This is a genomic window from Exiguobacterium marinum DSM 16307, assembly GCF_000620845.1.
In the GTDB taxonomy this organism is placed as follows: Bacteria; Bacillota; Bacilli; order Exiguobacteriales; family Exiguobacteriaceae; genus Exiguobacterium; species Exiguobacterium marinum.
Window position 1 is genome coordinate 2,112,468 of the sequence record NZ_KK211189.1, and the last position, 19,352, is coordinate 2,131,819.

Consider the following 19,352-nt stretch of genomic DNA (forward strand, 5'->3'; position numbering starts at 1 on the left):
GGATTCATCCTCTCTTTCTATCTGTAAATTGAATGAGGGCGACCGTGATGTTGTCGCTCCCTCCCAATTGATTGGCTTCCGCAATGAGTTGTTCAGCTTTTTGTTCAGCCGATACAGCTTGTTGTAAAACGTGTTGAATCGCCCCATCGGTCATATGCGTCGTCAATCCATCCGTACAAATTAAAATCACATCAAACTCAGGGTCAGCGAGCACTTGCACGTCAGGTTTGACCTGTTCGCTTGAACCGATCGCCCGAGTGATGACATTTCGTTTCGGATGAATCCGCATCTCTTCTTCCGTCAATTCACCGAGCTGTTTGAGCACGTTGACGTAAGAATGGTCTTCCGTAAGACGTCTCAATTCGTTCGCTTGGAGCGCATAGACACGACTATCTCCAATATGGACAATCACAACCGTCTCCCTGCTCCAACAAACGGCCGCTACAGTCGTTCCCATCATGACGAGATCGGATTGCTTCGCAAATTGTAGCACTTGTTCATTCGCCAGGTCGATGTGATGGCGGAACCATCGTTCGATTTCGACAGGAGTTTGAGGGAGCGACGGGAAAGCACGTCGAAACTCTTCAATCACGATTTGACTCGCGACCTCTCCCGCTGCATGTCCACCCATCCCGTCTGCAACTAGCGCAATTCCTGATAAGGTATCGCCTAAGATTAAAACTGCATCTTCATTTTGTGTGCGTACTTGTCCGCGATCTGTTCGAAATGCTAATTCCATCTATCTGATTACCTCGTTTCTTGTTCGCGCTCCTTCGCTCGAAGCTGTCCACAAGCGGCATCGATATCCGATCCTTGCTCGCGGCGAATCGTTACGTTCACGTTGCGGTCTTTGAGCACTTTTTCAAAGGCGAAGATTTGAGCTCGTGGTGTCCGTACGTAATCACGTTCGAGTACATGGTTGACGGGGATCAAGTTGACGTGACATTTGATTCCTTTCAATAGGTCCGCTAAAAGATGGGCATACTCTTCCGTATCATTTACGCCACCGAAGAGTCCATATTCAAACGTGATCCGACGACCGCTCTTTTCCGTGTAATAACGGACCGAGTCCATCAACTTGTCTAAGTCAAAGGCACGGTTGATTGGCATGAGCTTGGTGCGCAATTCAGTCGTTGGCGCGTGAAGCGAGATGGCGAAGTTGATTCGCATTCCTTCATCGGCAAACTTATAAATTTTAGGAACGATCCCACTTGTTGATACCGTGATATGACGCGCTCCGATGTTGAGCCCGTTGTCATGGTTGACCGTACGTAAGAAACGCATCAACTCATCGTAGTTGTCGAACGGCTCGCCGATTCCCATGACGACGACCGAGTCGACACGCTCTCCTGTTGCGTCTAATGCACGCTGCACGTCGAGAACCTGCGCCGTGATTTCACCGGCTTCTAAATTTCGTTTCAATCCACCGAGTGTGGACGCACAGAACGTACATCCGATGCGACATCCGACTTGTGTCGTGACACAAACTGAGTTTCCGTATTCGTGACGCATGAGAACCGTTTCAATCGAATAACCGTCTTGTAATTCAAATAGGAACTTGATTGTACCGTCCTGTGATTCTTGTTTGACCAATTCTTTTAATGTCGTCAATTGGAAGGATGCTTCAAGTTTGTCGCGAAGCGCTTTCGGGACGTTCGTCATATCGTCGAAAGTTATGACACGTTTGACGTACATCCAGTCATATAACTGTTTCGCTCGGAATGACTTTTCTCCTGCTTCGATCACCCATGCCTCGAGTTCAGGAAACGTCAACGAATAGAGTGACGGCTTTGCGCCTACGAGTGGATTCTTTTCAACTGCTTTTGGATTCATTGTTTTATACCTCTTTCTTAAATGCGGCGATATAGAAGCCGTCGGTACCGAATGTCGTCGGTAATAATTTTAGTTCAGCACGGTCCGATTCCATGATCGGACGAACAGATTGCGGGAGACGTCCTTTGAGCGTTTCGTCCCACGCCAATCCTTTCGACAGAATGTAGTCAGCCTGTATCTCATTTTCAGACGGGTCGATCGTACATGTCGAGTAAACTAGCGTACCACCTGGTTTGAGCAGTGGCAATACGGCATCGATGATTTGTCGTTGGATCTTTGGTAAGTTTTCAAGCTGGGTCTTATCCTTCGTCCATTTAATATCCGGCTTCCTGCGAATGACGCCGAGTCCTGAACACGGAACGTCTAAAAGAATCCGATCAAAGCTCTCTCGTTCAAACCGTTCACCTGCTAAACGAGCATCAAGGGCAAGTGCGGTCACTCCATTGATGTGTAAACGTTTGGCTTGCTGGTCGATCAACTTTGCTTTATGTGGATGTAAATCTAGTGCGGTGAGCGACCCATTTTCCATTCGCTCGGCCGTATGCATCGCCTTCCCACCAGGGGCGGCACACGCGTCCAAAATATGATCATTTGTCGAAACACCGAGAGCATCTGCGACAATCATCGAACTCTCATCTTGAATCGACAAAAGGCCTTCCTCGATGAATGAGGTCGAATGGACGTTTCCGGACTCTACTACTAGTCCATCAATGGATAGTTCAGACCGCGACGTCAGAACACCTGCGTCAGCCAATTTGTTCATCATCTCATCTACCGTAATACGTTTGCGGTTGACCCGAACCGTTACAGGAGCAGGTTCGTTGTTCAATTGACAAATCGCCTCTGCCGTCTCGACCCCATACAAGTCAATCCAGTCTGCGACGAGCCATTCCGGGTGACTATGCTCGATTGAAATCCTTTCCGCGTCGGTCAAGCCACTGAAGTCCGGAAACCCTTCACGGAGGACGTTACGTAACACCCCGTTCACAAACTTACTCGTTCCGAGATGATGCCCCCGTTTCTTCGCGATTTCGACCGCTTCATGTAGGACGGCTCGGTCCGGTACTTTATCGAGATAAAAGAGTTGATACACACTCATTCGAAGTAGCGGGAGGACGAACTTATCGAGCTTCTTCGGGGAACGAATGCGATCTTTTAAAATGTAATCGAGTGTTCCCTTACGGCTTAGTGTCCCGTAAACGAGTTCTGTATAAAGGCCGACATCTTTTGGGCCCACCTTTTTTTGTTTCAATGTGTCATTGACGGCAATCGTAGAGTACGCGCCGCCCTGTTCAATTTTCATCAGCGTATCAAGCGCTGCTTCACGTACGTTCATGATTTCCTCCTAATCGGTCGCCAACACGTAGCTTCTGTCCGGCGCCACGCATGAAGGTCGCACCATCCATTCGTTTTTTACCGGCCGGTTGCAAATCCGTCACTTTGATGGCAACATCGTTTCCGGTCGCCACGACAAATCCGTCTTCTTCGAGACGAATAACTTCTCCAGGTTGTCCTGTGCCGGTCGTTTTTTCTCCCATGAACAACTTCACCCGTTCTCCGTCCAGCGTTGAATAGGCAGTCGGGAAGGGATTCATACCTCGAATATGGTTGTATACGGCTTCCCCGTCCATCGTCCAATCAATCTGTTCCCGCTCACGGCTGATATTTGGCGCAAATGTTACCTCACGTTCATCTTGAGGGACTGCTTCAATCCATCCTTCCAAGAAGGCCGGAAGGGTGCGAATGAGCAGGTCACTGCCTGCTACAGCTAGTTTATCAAACAATGATCCGACTGTATCCGTTTCTTTAATCGGTACAATCGTATTGGCAATCATATCACCTGCGTCCAACTTGTCGACCATATACATGATCGTCACACCCGTCTCAGACTCACCATCGAGGATCGCTTGATGAATCGGTGCACCTCCACGGTATTTTGGAAGAAGAGAGGCATGGACATTGATGGCTCCGTTTGGCGGTGCCTCGAGTAATCCAGTCGGAACGATTTGTCCGTACGCCGCTGTGACGATGATGTCTGGGCGTAACTCTAAAATCTCTGCATAATCTGTTCGAACTTTCTCGGGCTGTAGAACCGGAATCCCATGACGAAGGGCACATTCTTTTACAGGCGTCGGCTTCAGCTCACGTTTTCGTCCGACCGGTTTGTCGGGCTGAGAAACGACACCTACGACATTGTATCCTTCTTCAAGCAGTCGCTCAAGTACAGATACAGCAAAGGTCGGTGTTCCCATGAAGACGATGCGTTTGTCCTTCCCGGAATTAGGCACCGCGAGCTTGTCTGTGAACAAGACGCCGTCCAGATGGTCCATCTCATGTTGAATCGCACGGGCAAAAAAGCCATTCGCTTTAACCGTATAAGTACGTCCTTTCAAGTCCTGATTTTTGACGACAATCGATTCATGTCGTTCCACGAATCCGAATTCACCCGGGATACTTAAACATCCTTCAAGTCCGACTTCTCGACCTGACGTCTCAATGATTTCCGGATTGATCAAGACGAGCGGTCCCGTCTCATCGTCTGTATGGACGACCGCAAGTCGCTGATTCAAATTGACTTGCGGTGCCGCGACACCGACTCCATCATACTCATACATTGTATCGAATAAACGGTCGACCGTTTGACGTAACTTTTTATCGAACTTTGTCACTGGTTCGCACGTCACGCGTAAAATTTCATTTGGTACTTCTACTACTTTATACATGTCTCTCCACCTCACATGAATACGTATGGGTTCACATCGATACTCATTTGATATTCTTTCTTACTGATCGCTTTTGCTCTCGCTTGCTGTAATCGTGCCAGCTCCACATAGAGCGCTTCGGGTTGTTTCGTTTTTATAAACACTTGATAGCGATACGCGTTCTTCAGCTTTGACAAAGGCGCAGGCATTGGACCGTTCAAGCGGCTGTTTTCCACTTGCGCTTGTAAAAAGTCGGATGCGAACAATTCCGCCTCACTCTTGGCGACAAGCGGATTTTCCGCCGAAAACGTGACGAGCGTCAAAAACCAATACGGAGGATGATTTCCGACCTGCCTTAGACCCATCTCTTTGGCAAAAAACGACTCATAATCATGTTCACTCGCTGTTTCAATCACATAATGGTCAGGATTATACGTTTGGACGAATGCCTCACCTGGAAGTTTTCCCCGTCCCGCACGTCCTGCCACTTGTGTGACAAGCTGGAAGGTACGTTCGGTCGCCCGAAAATCAGGCATTCCGAGCGTCGCATCCGCTGCGAGCACCCCGACGAGTGTGACGTTCGGGAAGTCGAGTCCTTTTGCGATCATCTGCGTGCCGAGTAAGATATCCGCCTCTCCTTCTTCGAAACGGCGCAACAATTGCTCATGTGAACCTTTTCGTGACGTCGTATCTTGATCCATACGAATGATGCGCGCCTCTGGAATTCGGTTCAGTAATTCTGTCTCGATTTTTTGAGTGCCTGACCCGAACTGTTTGATTTTCTTACTGCTACATGACGGACACGTCGATGGCATACCTACCTCGTAGCCGCAATAATGACACTTCAACCGGTCTCCATGTTGATGATACGTTAAATTGACGGCGCAATGCGGACATGTCATCCCTTCTCCGCAATCACGGCACATGACGAATGTAGTAAATCCGCGACGATTCAGCAAAATAACGCACTGCTCTTTTTTCTCGATTCGGTCGAGGATGCCGTTAAACAATTCTTCCGAGAACATTGTCGTATTGCCCTTGGCCAGCTCACGACGCATATCGATGATGTGGACCGGCGGCATCTCGCCACCATACCGCTCTTTCAAATGTAAATAGCGGTAGACACCTTTTTGTGCTCTAGCATACGATTCAAGTGATGGGGTCGCACTGCCTAATACGACCGGACACCCATGATACCGCGCCCGCCAAATGGCGACATCACGCGCATGATAGCGCGGATTCTCTTCTTGCTTGTACGTCGTCTCGTGCTCTTCATCTAATATGATCAGACCAAGTCGGTCGAGCGGGGCAAAGATGGCAGAACGTGCGCCGACGACGACGTCGACTTCACGACGTTTGATTTTTCGCCACTCATCATACTTCTCACCTTTTGAAAGTGCACTGTGTAAGACTGCGACCCGTTCACCGAACCGTCGCTTAAACCGTTTCACCATCATCGGGGTCAAGCTGATCTCAGGGACGAGTAAGATCGCCTGTTTCCCTTCATCGATGACTTGTCCGATTGATTCTAAATAGACCTCAGTCTTCCCACTCCCCGTCACACCATGGACGAGAAGTGTCTCGCCCGCGTCCGCCTCATGGATGGCCTGGACCGCTCTCGCCTGACTGTCATTTAATTGGACCGTTTCTTTGACTTGTTCAATCGTCGCGTACGGATCACGATTCAATTCTACCTCGGTCAATCGAACTGCACCTAAGTCCGCGAGCTTTTGTAGCTGCGGACGGGTCAATCCGATTTGTCGAAGCGCGGACCAATACATGCGAGGAGTCTCTTCAAGCTGACGGATTGCCTCGAGTTGCTTTTTCGCACGTTTCGAGACGACAGTCGCATCGAGTAGCTCGACAAGGACATCAGTTTTGACCGTTTTCTTTTCTTTCAAGACAGGTGCAAGAGTCAATTCCCCCTTTTTAGCTAGCCCGAGGATGAGCGATTGTACGTCTTTCGGATATTCGGACAAGTGTGTCCCAAGTCGGACGCCATCAGGTACCAGACCTTCTTTGATTTCTTTGTCATAGCTGACCTTGAGCGCAGCCGGGAGCATCGCAAGAAGAGCGGATGACCGAAAGCAAAGCGTCGTCTCTTTCACATGGATTGACAGGTCGAGTAATTCTTCCGTGAGTGAGGATTCCTCATCTAACAAGGCTTCTAACGGTTTCAATCCTTCTCTCGTCCCGTCTGACGTTCCGACGACGATTCCGAGTAAACGTCGTGACCCGAACGGAACCGATACACGCATACCTGGTTCAATCAACGTCTCAAACTGTTCGGGTACTTCATAATCAAACGGGCGATCAATCGTGATCACCGGCGCATCGACATGGACATGTGCAATCATCGGACCGCTTCCTTAAAGTATGTGAGCAACTCGAACGCCAACTCTTTTTTCGATTGTTTCGGCAACTTAAGAATCGAACCGTCCCCTCTAAACAAGACGACCTCATTGTCGTCCGCACCGAATCCGATGTCACTGCCAGATACATCGTTAGCAACGAGGAAATCGACATTCTTTCGCTTCAGCTTGGCTGCCGCATGCTCCTCGAGTCGTTCCGTCTCTGCCGCAAAGCCGACCAACACTTGATGGGTCTTCTGTTCACCAAGTGTCTTTAAAATGTCTGTCGTTTCTTCAAGTTCGATTGTGAGCGGACCGTGAACCTTTTTATGTTTTTCTGAATAAACGTTTTTCGGGCGATAGTCCGCGACCGCTGCCGACTTCACAACGAGGTCGAGCAACTCGAAGCGGCTCGTCACTTCTCGAAGCATCTCTTCACTCGACTCGACCGGAATGGCCGTCACACCGTCTGGGACCGGGACTTGAAGAGGACCGTGGACGAGTGTGACGCGTGCGCCCATATCACGTGCCACTTCAGCGAGCGCTACACCCATTTTCCCAGAAGAGTCGTTTGACAAGTAACGGACCGGATCGATGCGTTCGACAGTTGGACCAGCCGTGATCAAGACGTCTTTCCCCATATATAGTTTCGGAACGAACTGACTCTCGATGATGCGAACCAAATCTTCAGGTTCCGGTAGACGTCCACCGCCAATCCACCCACATGCCAAATTGCCGACGCCGGGCTCAATCAACTGATAGCCGTATGATTTCAACGTCTCGATGTTTCGCTGTGTCGCAGGATGTTCGAGCATATTCACATTCATCGCCGGTGAGACGATAACTGGACACTTCGCCGCCAAAATCGACGTCGTGATGAAGTCGTCGGCAATCCCGTTCGCTAATTTCGCAATGGTATTTGCCGTTGCTGGAGCCACGACGATCAAGTCGCTCGAGTCGACCACATCGATATGGGCAATTTTTGTCGGGTCATGCTCTTCGAATACGTCCGTATAGACCGGGTTTCGACTGAGTGCCTGGAAGGTCGCCTGACCCACGAATTGTTCTGCTGACTTTGTCATCGCGACGTGAACATTCGCTCCGGCTTGAACCAATTTCGATGTGAGCGAACACGCTTTATAAGCCGCGATGCCACCACTCACACATAACAAAATAGTACGATCCTTCACCATTCCCAAACTCCCCCTTATAGACAATGAGACCCAAGTCGCAAACGACTTGGGTCACACTTCATCCGTTGTTTTTTTCGTTCACGATGATTGTCGTATCACCCGAAAATAGTTCTTCTAACGCTTGACCGACCGGCTTATATGATTTTGGCTCGGCGACTTTCGGTGCTTTTCCATCTTGAATCTGACGCGCCCGTTTTGCAGCGACCGTAACGATCGTGTATTTTGACGGGATAACACGTTGTAAGGCATCAATCGAAGGGTATAACATTAAATGACCTCCATCATAGCTTTTTTATAGAGTGACGCAACACGTTCACGTTTACAATGCTCAGCTGTCACGATCGCTTTAATTCGATCGATGGCTTTGTCGACCTCGTCGTTCGTGACGACGTAGTCATAGGCATCCATCAACTCGATTTCCTCACGCGCGACGAGCAGGCGTTGCTTGATGACTTCTTCTGACTCTGTTCCCCGTCCGATGAGACGATTACGGAGCTCTTGAAGGCTAGGTGGTGCCAAGAATAAAAAGACGGCTTCCGGGAGAAGTTCCTTCACTTGGAACGCCCCTTGCACCTCAATTTCAAGAATGACATCTTGGCCGTTTTCGAGCGTTTCACGCACCCACTCTACAGGCGTCCCGTAATAGTTGCCGACAAATTCGGCATGTTCAAGCAGTTCTTTTTGTTCAATCATCCGTTCGAACTCTTCTCTCGATTTAAAAAAGTAATGTATTCCCTCAACTTCCCCTTCACGTGGCTTTCGAGTCGTAGCCGACACCGAATATTGAAGGTTGTTGTCCTCTTCCTCACGAAGAGCACGACAAACGGTTCCTTTACCGACACCGCTTGGTCCAGACAAAACGATTAATAATCCTCGTTCTTTAAAATTCACTGCAAGCCCTCCATCTTCTAACATCACATTTAATTATAATAGCAGTCAATCAATTGTTCCGGCAAGAAGAAGTTCGGATTTCCTACTCCATCGTACCATATTTTCTGTTTTTCTGATAACGTAGAGACAGAAAATGAACAAAGGTGATGAGATCATTGGCTTATGATGGATTAATGACATATCGTGTCGTAAAAGAATTACAATCGCTCGTCGGAGGACGAGTCAACAAAGTACATCAACCGTATTCACTCGACTTGATGCTACAGATTCGCTCGAATCGACAGAACGCGCAACTACTCATATCAGCAAACGCAATGTATGCCCGTCTCCAATTGACGGATACACCGATTAAAAATCCGCAAGAACCACCGATGTTTTGCATGATGCTTCGTAAGCATATAGAAGGCGGATTCATCACGGCGGTCGAACAAATCGGACGGGACCGCGTCATCGTCATTTCGGTTCGCTCTCGTAATGAGCTCGGCGATGAAGAATCGAAGAAAGTATACATCGAACTGATGGGGCGCCACTCGAACGTCGTCTTGACGACGGAAGAGGGCAAGATTTTAGATGCAATCAAACATCTTCCCCCTTCACAAAATACGTACCGGACGATCATGCCAGGAAGTGACTATCTACTCCCGCCTGAACAAAACAAGTTTGATCCGTTGACAGAAATGACGGAAGGATTGAAGCGCATCGATTGGAATGCCGGTAAGTTGGATAAACAAATTGTCGCCACGTTCGCAGGCGTCAGCCCTCAAATCGCTCAAGAAGTCGTCCATCTCACGAAGATGCCGAACCGTGATTCCTTGCAGCAAGCGTTCGAGAACGTTCTACGTCAACTCGACGGACCATACGTCTTTCAACAACTCGCGAGTGGGAAAGAACGATTCGCTCCGATTGCGTTGACAGCTGGAGACATCGAAACCGAGGAAACGTATGAATCGAGTAAAGAAGTGCTCGACCGTTTCTATTATGAAAAGGCGAACCGGGACCGCGTCAGACAACAAGCGCACGATGTCGAACGTCTCTTAAAATCAGAACTCGAAAAGAATCAATTGAAACGCCGCCGCCTCTTGGATGATTTGAAAGCGACGGAGCGGGCGGATGAGTTACAAAAATACGGTGAGTTGTTGACGACATATCTGTTCCAATTGGAGAAAGGGATGCGTGTTGCCGAAGTCGTTGATTATTATGACGAGAATGGTGCGACCCTCACGATCCCGCTCAACCCGCTCAAAACACCAAACGAGAATGCTCAGCAGTACTATAAAAAGTACAACAAGCTAAAAATCGCAAAGGTGGAAGTACAGAAGCAACTCGAACTAAACGATGCGGAAATCGAGTATTTAGAGACGCTCATCGCACAACTTGACGTCGCCTCCCCTTCCGACATTCTTGAGATTCGTGAAGAGCTCACTGAAGAAGGATACATTCGTCAAAAACGTCAAAAGAAAAAAGCGAATCCGAAAATTTCGCTTGAAGCGTACACGTCATCGACCGGCACGGAATTTTATGTCGGGAAGAACAATACGCAAAACGACCATTTGACGTTCAAGTTCGCACGACGTGATGAAATTTGGCTACACGTTAAAGATATCCCGGGCTCACACGTCATCATCCGTTCGACGGAACCGGATGAGACGACGCTTCTTGAAGCCGCATCAGTCGCCGCTTATTTCTCGAAAGCTCGTGCGTCAAGCGGCGTCCCTGTCGATTATACGCGCGCCCGCTTCGTGAAAAAACCGAGCGGTGCAAAACCAGGATTCGTCATCTATACGGATCAACAGACCGTCTACGTGACACCAGATGAACAAGTGATGAAGTCACTGAAACAGTCGTAAACAAGAAAACCCGCCATGATGATGGCGGGAGTTTGTTGACTAACATGAATAATATCGCTCGCCTTTCCGGCGCCCATGCTTTCCGCCGGCAATCCCGGAGCCGCATCGCGACTTGGGTCGCTGCTGGGTCTCCGTTGGATTGCTTTCCTGCATGAGTCGGGGCGCCGTCGGGCGAGCAACGCAAACGGTCGTCATCTGGCGGCCGTTTGTCTTTTTCTGAGGCATCGATGGCCGAAGAAAAAGCCCGGTACATACTTCGAATCGGTCCAAACGGGGAAAAGGAAGGGAAACGCCGAGCCCACCCGTCATCAAAAGGAGGAGTCCGATATGTACCGCGCCCATCCTGAGATCATCATCATAACATTTCTTCAATTTTGTGGGGTAGAACGCCTCAAGAAATCGAAACCTACAAAAAAAGACGAACCAGATCGCAAAATGCGATTTGGTTCGTCAACAGCCTGCCGCCATGATGATGAGCATAAAAATGTTTGGTCGTTCTAAATGTGGCCCACCATTTCTTGATGGTGGGCCACTAACGTATAGCTTGTTCACGCTTTTGGGTCATGCTTAAACGCCTCGAGCTGTTCATGATAATCGAGCAAATGCCCATGTAAAATTTCTGAAACGGATAAATCTTCATGTGGAAGTTTGAAGAGCGAATAGGGCTTGTCACATGTATAAAGAATATCGTGATGGTGTGCCAGTAAATATAAAAATTCGGATTCGAACGCTTGTCGTTCTTCCTCACTCATCATTAAAAGCGCTTCTCGATGTTCGGCTAAACTTTCTAGTAACAATACGAGTTTGTCTTCAAGGTGAATCAATAATCGGTACTGTTTAATCGTCATATATTTCAACTTAACGTTCGTCACTTTCATATCCTCTTGAAGCATCATATGCAACTCTTGATGTCCTAGAATACGGGCTCGCGTCTCCAATAGTTCAGCCGGTGAGCCGACGAGTTCGCGCCAATGATGAAATAGAAAGGATGAAGTCTTTCGTACCTCATTTAATAACCGATCTTCATAACGAGGCGGCAAAAACGCATAGTTGACGCCAAGTGAGACGAACACTCCGACCGCCGTCAATAACGAACGCGTCCATGCATAATGAAAGAAATCAGAAGTCGGACTTTCGAGCATCATGACGATGGCAAATGCCGCATATGTCGACATATGTGTCTTATCAAACGTCGTATTGAGCGTGAGGGCCACGATGACGGCCAATCCGATTGATAGCGGATTGACGCCGAATAAATAAACGATAAAGAGTCCGCACATGAGACCGACTACCGTTCCAAAGATTCGGCTGAATACAATATTTGAGGAACGTTTGACCGTCGGTTGCATCGCAACAACGGCTGCGATGGCCCCCATTCCAGAATAAATTCCAAATACATACCATGAGATAGCGACGGTAATCGAAACGGCAATACCAGTCTTTAACGTACGAAGCCCGACTTTCGGGATGTATCGTTTTCCATTCATTTCAAATCGACCTTCCCTGTTTCAGAAATCAACTCCACGACTGGTCGATTCGAGGTAGACAATTGATAGACACCCGGCTCGACTTCCTCATAACGGTCGCTGCTTGTAACCTTCCCCGCTGTCGTCACGTTCACTTGCCCGGTCGCATGTTTTGGCGTATAACTGAGCGTTCCGGCTTCCGTTTGAATGGTCATCGCCTGATTGACGACGACGTCACTGACGGTCGCATGGCGATAAGAACGAATGGCCCCGCTCACGAGCCTTGCCGACTCGATCGTCGTATCACTTTTTGATTCGATTCGCAGACGGTCGCTATCGATTTGTTTCAAATTCACAGCATTCGCATCCATCACAATCGTCTTCGCATTCAATCCTTGTCCGGTCACTTGCTCAGCCTCAAGGTGAACAGATGTCATAGAGCTCGGTAACGAGACACGTATCTTATAGCGTGAAGGTTCATCACTCGCACGGCTACCAACATAACTAAACCATCCATATCTCTCGACAACGTAAATGGTATCTCCGACTGATTTGACCTTGATTCGTCGTTCTTTTGAGTTCGTTTGCATCACTTCAATCTGAACTTTTTCATTTGGACTTCGCACAAATTCGACGTTGCCATGATTCGTTTCGAGTCGCAACTTTTTCATTTGATATCGGTCTTCGTATTGGTCTCCTAACGCTAATAAATGGCTGAATACAAATAAATTCACGAAAAAAAGCGTTGGGATGATGGTCAAGACAAGACCGAAGGCAATTTTACGGTGTTTCGGAATCGCACGAAACCGTGCGCTCCATGTCTTCTCTTTGCTTCTTGAATACGCCATATGCCTCTCCTTTTTGAATCACTTCCGTTATTTTACCATGAAGTATGACATATGCCGAATCGAAAAAGAATCCGCCCGAGGGTGGATTCTTAAGAGGTGACCAAATCGCTCCAAGCACGGGGGTCTTGCTGCCACTCACGTAAAGAATTAAGTTCCGAACGGTTGAGGATTCCTTTCGTTTCTGCAACTTCAATTAATTCTGAGAATGTCGTCAATGACTCTGCAGAAAGGTTTGCCGCGGCTAGATTTTTTTCGAGAATCGGCAATTCGTAAGAGAAGATGGCTTGAATCCCAACGACCTTACTACCCGCTTCAAGAATCGCTTTCGCTGCATCGATACTTGACATCCCTGTCGACAACAAGTCCTCGATGACGAGCACGCGTGCGCCTATATCGAGTTTCCCCTCGATTTGATTTCCCTTTCCATGTCCTTTCGCACTCGAACGAACATAGATGAAAGGAAGACCAAGTCGGTCAGCGAGCAATGCCCCGTGAGGAATACCGGCCGTAGCTGTGCCTGCGATGACATCAACCTGTGTAGGGGTAATCGACTTCACCAACTTATCGATGATCACCTGACGAACTTCAGGATAACTGAGTGTTAACCGATTGTCGCAATAAATCGGACTCTTTAGCCCGCTCGACCATGTATATGGCTCGGTCGGCGAAAGTGTGACAGCTTCAATCTGTAATAGTGCTTCAGCAATTTGTTTCATACGTTTGTCCCCATTCCATCATGAATTGTTCGTACATGGTAACCGGATCGGTCGCACGTGTAATCGGTCGCCCGACGACAATCGAGTGGACACCAGCCAGCCTAGCTTCACTCGGTGTCGCGACCCGTACTTGATCATCATCGGTTTCACCGAGTCGGATACCTGGTGTGACGGTCATAAACGTGTCCCCGAGTTCCTGATGAATCATCTTCGCTTCTTGGACAGACGCGACTACCCCGTCGAGTCCAGCCTGTTTGGCGAGGGTCGCTTGGCGGATGACAGCTTGATCGAGTCGTCCTGCGATTCCTAGTTCCGTCTGCATCATTCGTTCATCTGTCGACGTCAACTGTGTCACCCCAATCAAACGAGTCGTATCACTTGCCTGACGTAACCCGTCTAACGCATAACGCATCATCTTTTCGCCACCTAGTGTGTGGACGTTCGTCACAGCCACCCCAAGTTTTCCGATTTGACGCATCGTACGACGTGCCGTCTCCGGGATATCATGTACTTTCACATCAAGAAAGACCGGGTAACCGCGGTCGACCAACTCTTCAACAAATCGTGCGCCTTCCCGATAGAAAAGTTCCATCCCGACTTTGACAGCCGGTCGGTTCGGGAACGGTTGTAACAAGTGAAATGCTTCTTCTCGTGTCTCCACGTCAAGGGCGAGATACAAGTTGTGCATAAGCCTTCCCCCTCACATCCAAAATATGTTCGATTCCGAGTGAATCAAGTCGTGCCGGTAGCGCATCAATGATTTCCTGACAGACGTATGGATTCTCAAAGTTTGCCGTTCCGACCGCGACGGCTGACGCCCCAGCGTAGATGAATTCAAGCACATCGTCGACCGTTCGAACCCCACCCATGGCGATAATCGGAATATTGACCGCTTGCGCGACCTCATATACCATTCGGACGGCTACCGGTTTGATGGCTGGACCGGATAACCCGCCGATTCGGTTCGCTAAAATCGGTCGCCCCGTTTCGATATCGATTCGCATCCCGACGAGCGTGTTAATCATCGTCAATCCGTCCGCACCGGCCGCCTCGACCGCTCGTGCCATGTCGGTAATCGACGTGACGTTCGGGGACAGCTTGACATAGACCGGCTTACTCGAAGCCGCTTTGACGAGTCGCGTGAGTTCTGCAGCCATCACCGGGTCCGTCCCAAACTGCATGCCCCCACATTTCACGTTCGGACACGAGATGTTCAATTCGACCGCTTTAATGGTCGGGTCTGCACTGATTCGACGAGCGACTTCTACATACTCACCCAGCGTCGAACCGGCGACATTGGCGATGATTTCCGTATCGAACGTCGAGAGGAATGGCAATTTTTCTTCGATGATTGCATCGACTCCTGGATTTTGAAGACCGATCGCATTGAGCATGCCTTGTGCAGTCTCGGCGACACGTGGGGTCGGATTTCCGAACCTCGATTCCTCCGTCGCTGCCTTAATCATGATGCCTCCTAAGATGGAGAGATCATACAGTTTTGCAAACTCTTCACCGAATCCGAAACATCCCGAAGCCGGAATAATCGGGTTTTTTAAATGAAGACCTGGTAACTCGACATTCAATCTCATAACAGCACCTCTTCCGCATTGAATACCGGACCGTCACTACAGACTTTCACATAACCCTCCGGTGCCTGACAGACGCAGGCAAAACAGGCGCCAATCCCGCAGCCCATCCGATTCTCGATCGAGATAAATCGTTCAGGAATGGGTGAAGCTGCGACTGCCTTTAACATCGCTTCCGGCCCACAGCTAAACAACACGTCCGCTTCGACGCGTTCAAGTGGTCTCGTGACGAATCCAAGCTCCCCGTGACTGCCGTCTACTGTCGTGATGATGGTCTCACCAAGTTCACGAAATGCGTCTTCATAAAAGACACTTTCTTGTGAATCAAACCCGAGAATCGCAATCGTCTCGATCCCCATCTCATGTAGTCGACGTCTGACGTAGTATAGGGGTGGGACCCCAATGCCACCACCGACGAGGACGACCCGCTTTCCATGTTGTGCAAGTGGAAATCCGTTTCCGAGTGGACCAAGAACGTCCAACGTGTCCCCAACACGCTTAGCAGCTAATTCAGATGTTCCTTCCCCAATCACTTTATATATGAAGGTGATTTCGTCTCCTTCGACGTTCGCCACTGACAACGGCCGACGTAACAAGCCGGACGTCTTGATATGAAAGAACGTCCCAGGGGCGATTTCCACCCCGGGGCAACGTACTTTCATCTCCATCGTCGTTCTGGCGATTTGACGGTTGCTGACAATTGTCACGTCACGTTTCATACCATCACCCCGAACTTTGTGAACGCCGGAATGCTGACCGTTTGGAACGATAGACTTTCAATGACTTGTAACAAGGCTTCGGCTGTATCGAGCGATGTGAGGCAGAGCGTGCCTTGTTCTGCAGCCATACGCCGAATCAAGAAGCCATCTTTTGTGACGAGGGCATCACGACTCGTCGTATTGATAATCAAGTCGACGTCTCCTCGCTCGATCACGCTGAGCATCGTCTCACCATCTTCTTGAATTTTGCCGACTCGACGAACACGCATCTGTTCCGCTTCGAGACCATCTGCCGTCCCACTCGTTGCCATGAGGCGGAAACCGAGACGGTCGAAACGTTTCGCCAAGGCGATGGCCTCATCCTTATCATGATCGGCAATCGTCATGAGCACGTTCCCTTTCAAGGCGATGTTCATCCCTGCTGCGACGAGCCCTTTGTAGAGCGCTTTTTCGAGCGTCCGGTCTGTCGCCATGACTTCCCCTGTCGACTTCATCTCTGGTCCGAGCGATGGGTCTACCTCTTTCAATTTCGCAAACGAGAAGACTGGTACTTTGACCGAGATACCGTCTGACTCTGGATGAATGCCCGTCCCGAGACCGAGTTCTTTCAAGCTCGTCCCAAGAATCGTCTGAGTCGCGATTCGTGCGACCGGTAAACCTGTCACTTTCGAGATGAACGGCACGGTACGACTCGCACGTGGGTTCACCTCGATGACGTATAGGTCGTCCGCATAGACGAACTGGATATTGAGAAGCCCTTTGATTCGGAATGCTTTCGCCAATTTGATCGTATAGTCGACGACTTTTTGTTTCAGTTCGTCACTGAGACGTTGTGGCGGATAGACGGCAATCGAATCGCCCGAGTGTACGCCGGCACGTTCGATATGCTCCATGATCCCTGGGATGTAGACGTCCGTCCCGTCACAGATCGCATCGACTTCAATCTCAATTCCTGTCAAATAGCGATCGATGAGTACCGGTCGATCTTTCGAGGCGATGACCGCATGTCGCATGTACCGCTCAAGCTCAGACTGTTCATAAACGATTTCCATCGCCCGTCCACCGAGGACATACGATGGTCGGACGAGTACCGGATAGCCGAGTTCATTCGCACAAACGACGGCGTCTTCCACATTTGTCGCTGTCTTCCCTGGTGGTTGAGCCAATCGCTCAGCGGACAATGTGGCTTCAAACGCCTTCCGGTCTTCGGCACGGTCGATATCTTCCAGAGCCGTCCCAAGAATCTTTACGCCGTTCGCTTCTAGCGATGCCGCCAAATTGATGGCAGTCTGCCCACCGAATTGGACGATGACACCAAGAGGATTCTCGTTCTCGATGACCTCTAATACATCTTCTGTCGTCAACGGCTCGAAATACAATCGATCGGAGATGGAGAAGTCCGTCGAGACCGTTTCTGGATTGTTGTTGATGATGATTGCTTCGTAACCCGCATCTCGAATCGTTTGGATCGAGTGAACGGTCGCATAGTCGAATTCGACACCTTGACCGATTCGAATCGGTCCCGACCCGAGGACGAGGATGGACTCCCGGTCTGTCTTGACCGCTTCATTCTCCACTTCATACGTTCCATAGAAGTATGGCGTCTCAGAAGCGAACTCGGCCGCGCACGTATCGACCATCTTATAGACGGGACGTATGTTCCATTCTTTCCGTTTCGTGCGAACCGCTTCTGTATCCATCGAGAGCATGCGGGCGATTGCCACATCACTGAAGCCGATGCGTTTCACATCGAGTAAACGTTCTGACGTTAACGGCTCCGCGACGAGTTGTTGCTCAACTTGCCAAATCCGACTCAGTTTGTGTAAGTAGAATCGATCGATTTTTGTCAGTTGGTGTAGCGCTTCTACCGTGTATCCGCGACGAAGGGCCTCATATACGATGAACAAACGCTCGTCTGTCGGATGGGTGAGTCCATTCTCGAGCTGTTCTGTGTCTAATGCTTGAAGTTGTGAAACATAGAGTTCTTCCGTGCCCAGTTCGAGCGAACGTACCGCTTTTAACAGTGCCTCTTCTAAATTTCGACCGATGGCCATGACCTCACCCGTCGCCTTCATTTGTGTGCCTAAGCGGCGATCCGCGGACTCAAACTTATCGAAAGCGAAACGTGGGATTTTGGCGACGACGTAATCGAGCGCCGGTTCGAACGAGGCGTAGCTCGTCTCTGTGACCGGGTTTTTCAATTCTGATAACTTGTAGCCGACAGCGACCTTTGCAGCGAGTTTGGCAATCGGATAGCCTGTCGCTTTTGAAGCGAGCGCCGAACTTCGGGAAACACGTGGATTCACCTCGATGACGTAGTACGTGAAGCTGTCTGGGTCGAGGGCGAATTGGATGTTGCATCCTCCCTCAATCCCAAGTGCCCGAATGATGTCGAGCGAGACGCTACGTAGCATCTGGTAATCCCGATCTGACAGCGTCTGAGTCGGGGCGAACACAATCGAGTCACCGGTGTGGATTCCGACCGGGTCAAAGTTTTCCATCGCACAGACGATGATGGCTTGGTCACTCGAGTCACGCATCACCTCGAACTCGACTTCTTTCATCCCGGCAATCGATTTCTCTAACAAGACTTGCGTCACAGGACTCGCTTTTAGTCCAGATTCGACGATTTGCTCGAACGATTCCCGGTCATGGGCAATCCCTCCACCGGTTCCCCCGAGCGTGTACGCAGGTCGGATGATGATCGGATACCCAATCCGTTCCGCAAATCCCCAAGCAGACTCGAGCGTATGGACGATCTCACTTTCAGGTACACCGTGACCGAGTTCAAACATCAAGTTACGGAACTGTTCCCGGTCCTCCGCCTGAACGATCGCAGACAGTTTCGTCCCGAGAAGTTCCACGCCACAATCACGTAAGACACCCCGTTTGTCGAGTTCAAATGCCAAGTTCAAACCTGTTTGTCCTCCTAGCGTCGCCAGAAGTGCATCGGGACGTTCTTGTCGGATAATCCGCTCGACGAATTCTGGTTCGAGCGGTTCGATGTAGACACGGTCCGCTGTCGTCGGATCCGTCATGATTGTTGCAGGATTCGAGTTGACGAGAATGACTTCATAGCCTTCTTCTTTCAAGGCAAGACATGCCTGTGTACCAGCATAATCAAACTCCGCTGCTTGTCCGATTACAATCGGTCCTGATCCGATTACGAGGATTTTCTGAATATCTGGTCGTTTTGGCAT

The 19,352-nt window shown here is 49.6% G+C and carries 17 protein-coding genes; 2 read left to right on the forward strand and 15 right to left on the reverse strand.

Annotation, left to right across the window (positions count from 1 at the left end):
* Nucleotides 1-4: 4 nt before the first annotated feature.
* The 8 genes from P400_RS0111220 to gmk are packed head-to-tail and all read right to left on the reverse strand — an operon-like array spanning nucleotide 5 to nucleotide 8,994.
* A complete protein-coding gene (locus tag P400_RS0111220) occupies nucleotides 5-739 on the reverse strand; it encodes a Stp1/IreP family PP2C-type Ser/Thr phosphatase (protein WP_026826290.1) in 735 nt (244 codons plus the stop codon).
* Nucleotides 740-747: 8 nt separating this feature from the next.
* The gene (rlmN, locus tag P400_RS0111225) at nucleotides 748-1,833 is read right to left on the reverse strand and encodes a 23S rRNA (adenine(2503)-C(2))-methyltransferase RlmN (RefSeq protein ID WP_026826291.1); all 1,086 of its coding nucleotides are present in this window, start codon (nucleotides 1,831-1,833) and stop codon (nucleotides 748-750) included.
* 4 nt (nucleotides 1,834-1,837) lie between these two features.
* Nucleotides 1,838-3,169: a 16S rRNA (cytosine(967)-C(5))-methyltransferase RsmB gene (gene rsmB / locus P400_RS0111230; RefSeq protein ID WP_026826292.1), complete on the reverse strand. Its 1,332-nt coding sequence runs from the start codon at nucleotides 3,167-3,169 to the stop codon at nucleotides 1,838-1,840.
* Nucleotides 3,156-4,556 carry a methionyl-tRNA formyltransferase gene (gene fmt / locus P400_RS0111235; protein WP_084483600.1) on the reverse strand — a complete coding sequence of 467 codons (1,401 nt, stop codon included), beginning with the start codon at nucleotides 4,554-4,556 and terminating at the stop codon, nucleotides 3,156-3,158. Before fmt ends, rsmB begins: the two co-directional genes overlap by 14 nt.
* Nucleotides 4,557-4,567: 11 nt before the next feature.
* Complete coding sequence (priA, locus tag P400_RS0111245; protein WP_026826293.1) at nucleotides 4,568-6,892, reverse strand: primosomal protein N'; 2,325 nt, start codon at nucleotides 6,890-6,892, stop codon at nucleotides 4,568-4,570.
* Complete coding sequence (gene coaBC, locus P400_RS0111250; RefSeq protein ID WP_026826294.1) at nucleotides 6,889-8,079, reverse strand: bifunctional phosphopantothenoylcysteine decarboxylase/phosphopantothenate--cysteine ligase CoaBC; 1,191 nt, start codon at nucleotides 8,077-8,079, stop codon at nucleotides 6,889-6,891. The genes priA and coaBC overlap by 4 nt, the downstream gene beginning before the upstream one ends.
* 58 nt (nucleotides 8,080-8,137) lie before the next feature.
* Complete coding sequence (gene rpoZ, locus P400_RS0111255; RefSeq protein ID WP_026826295.1) at nucleotides 8,138-8,347, reverse strand: DNA-directed RNA polymerase subunit omega; 210 nt, start codon at nucleotides 8,345-8,347, stop codon at nucleotides 8,138-8,140.
* Nucleotides 8,347-8,994: a guanylate kinase gene (gmk, locus tag P400_RS0111260; protein ID WP_051545980.1), complete on the reverse strand. Its 648-nt coding sequence runs from the start codon at nucleotides 8,992-8,994 to the stop codon at nucleotides 8,347-8,349. The genes rpoZ and gmk overlap by 1 nt, the downstream gene beginning before the upstream one ends.
* Before the next feature lie 131 nt (nucleotides 8,995-9,125).
* Here gmk and P400_RS0111265 point away from each other — a divergent pair, with 131 nt between their 5' ends.
* Together P400_RS0111265 and P400_RS15675 are read left to right on the forward strand one after the other, a co-directional pair.
* Nucleotides 9,126-10,817: an Rqc2 family fibronectin-binding protein gene (locus P400_RS0111265; protein ID WP_026826297.1), complete on the forward strand. Its 1,692-nt coding sequence runs from the start codon at nucleotides 9,126-9,128 to the stop codon at nucleotides 10,815-10,817.
* Nucleotides 10,818-11,144: 327 nt separating this feature from the next.
* Nucleotides 11,145-11,318: a hypothetical protein gene (locus P400_RS15675; RefSeq protein WP_161634151.1), complete on the forward strand. Its 174-nt coding sequence runs from the start codon at nucleotides 11,145-11,147 to the stop codon at nucleotides 11,316-11,318.
* A 47-nt stretch (nucleotides 11,319-11,365) separates the two neighbouring features.
* Here P400_RS15675 and P400_RS0111275 read toward each other — a convergent pair whose 3' ends face one another.
* From P400_RS0111275 to carB, 7 genes are all read right to left on the reverse strand, one after another.
* A complete protein-coding gene (locus P400_RS0111275; RefSeq protein ID WP_026826298.1) occupies nucleotides 11,366-12,304 on the reverse strand; it encodes an FUSC family protein in 939 nt (312 codons plus the stop codon).
* Nucleotides 12,301-13,131 carry a hypothetical protein gene (locus P400_RS0111280; protein ID WP_026826299.1) on the reverse strand — a complete coding sequence of 277 codons (831 nt, stop codon included), beginning with the start codon at nucleotides 13,129-13,131 and terminating at the stop codon, nucleotides 12,301-12,303. Before P400_RS0111280 ends, P400_RS0111275 begins: the two co-directional genes overlap by 4 nt.
* Nucleotides 13,132-13,220: 89 nt before the next feature.
* On the reverse strand, nucleotides 13,221-13,847 hold the full coding sequence (pyrE, locus tag P400_RS0111285; protein ID WP_026826300.1) for an orotate phosphoribosyltransferase: 627 nt from the start codon (nucleotides 13,845-13,847) through the stop codon (nucleotides 13,221-13,223).
* The gene (pyrF, locus tag P400_RS0111290) at nucleotides 13,831-14,535 is read right to left on the reverse strand and encodes an orotidine-5'-phosphate decarboxylase (RefSeq protein ID WP_026826301.1); all 705 of its coding nucleotides are present in this window, start codon (nucleotides 14,533-14,535) and stop codon (nucleotides 13,831-13,833) included. The genes pyrE and pyrF overlap by 17 nt, the downstream gene beginning before the upstream one ends.
* Nucleotides 14,510-15,436, reverse strand: a complete 927-nt coding sequence (locus P400_RS0111295) for a dihydroorotate dehydrogenase (protein WP_026826302.1) — start codon at nucleotides 15,434-15,436, stop codon at nucleotides 14,510-14,512. Before P400_RS0111295 ends, pyrF begins: the two co-directional genes overlap by 26 nt.
* On the reverse strand, nucleotides 15,433-16,152 hold the full coding sequence (locus tag P400_RS0111300) for a dihydroorotate dehydrogenase electron transfer subunit (RefSeq protein ID WP_026826303.1): 720 nt from the start codon (nucleotides 16,150-16,152) through the stop codon (nucleotides 15,433-15,435). Before P400_RS0111300 ends, P400_RS0111295 begins: the two co-directional genes overlap by 4 nt.
* On the reverse strand, nucleotides 16,149-19,352 hold the full coding sequence (gene carB, locus P400_RS0111305) for a carbamoyl-phosphate synthase large subunit (RefSeq protein WP_026826304.1): 3,204 nt from the start codon (nucleotides 19,350-19,352) through the stop codon (nucleotides 16,149-16,151). Before carB ends, P400_RS0111300 begins: the two co-directional genes overlap by 4 nt.

Excerpts from the sequence above, each read along its gene's own strand:
- pyrF (WP_026826301.1), bottom strand. The coding sequence starts at position 14,535 with ATGCACAACTTGTATCTCGCCCTTGACGTGGAGACACGAGAAGAAGCA.
- P400_RS0111280 (WP_026826299.1), bottom strand. The coding sequence starts at position 13,131 with ATGGCGTATTCAAGAAGCAAAGAGAAGACATGGAGCGCACGGTTTCGT.
- P400_RS0111300 (WP_026826303.1), bottom strand. The coding sequence starts at position 16,152 with ATGAAACGTGACGTGACAATTGTCAGCAACCGTCAAATCGCCAGAACG.
- fmt (WP_084483600.1), bottom strand. The coding sequence starts at position 4,556 with ATGTATAAAGTAGTAGAAGTACCAAATGAAATTTTACGCGTGACGTGC.
- priA (WP_026826293.1), bottom strand. The coding sequence starts at position 6,892 with ATGATTGCACATGTCCATGTCGATGCGCCGGTGATCACGATTGATCGC.
- P400_RS0111275 (WP_026826298.1), bottom strand. The coding sequence starts at position 12,304 with ATGAATGGAAAACGATACATCCCGAAAGTCGGGCTTCGTACGTTAAAG.
- pyrE (WP_026826300.1), bottom strand. The coding sequence starts at position 13,847 with ATGAAACAAATTGCTGAAGCACTATTACAGATTGAAGCTGTCACACTT.
- P400_RS0111220 (WP_026826290.1), bottom strand. The coding sequence starts at position 739 with ATGGAATTAGCATTTCGAACAGATCGCGGACAAGTACGCACACAAAAT.
- gmk (WP_051545980.1), bottom strand. The coding sequence starts at position 8,994 with ATGTTAGAAGATGGAGGGCTTGCAGTGAATTTTAAAGAACGAGGATTA.
- P400_RS15675 (WP_161634151.1), top strand. The coding sequence starts at position 11,145 with ATGTACCGCGCCCATCCTGAGATCATCATCATAACATTTCTTCAATTT.
- rlmN (WP_026826291.1), bottom strand. The coding sequence starts at position 1,833 with ATGAATCCAAAAGCAGTTGAAAAGAATCCACTCGTAGGCGCAAAGCCG.
- carB (WP_026826304.1), bottom strand. The coding sequence starts at position 19,352 with ATGCCAAAACGACCAGATATTCAGAAAATCCTCGTAATCGGATCAGGA.
- rpoZ (WP_026826295.1), bottom strand. The coding sequence starts at position 8,347 with ATGTTATACCCTTCGATTGATGCCTTACAACGTGTTATCCCGTCAAAA.
- coaBC (WP_026826294.1), bottom strand. The coding sequence starts at position 8,079 with ATGGTGAAGGATCGTACTATTTTGTTATGTGTGAGTGGTGGCATCGCG.
- P400_RS0111295 (WP_026826302.1), bottom strand. The coding sequence starts at position 15,436 with ATGAGATTGAATGTCGAGTTACCAGGTCTTCATTTAAAAAACCCGATT.
- rsmB (WP_026826292.1), bottom strand. The coding sequence starts at position 3,169 with ATGAACGTACGTGAAGCAGCGCTTGATACGCTGATGAAAATTGAACAG.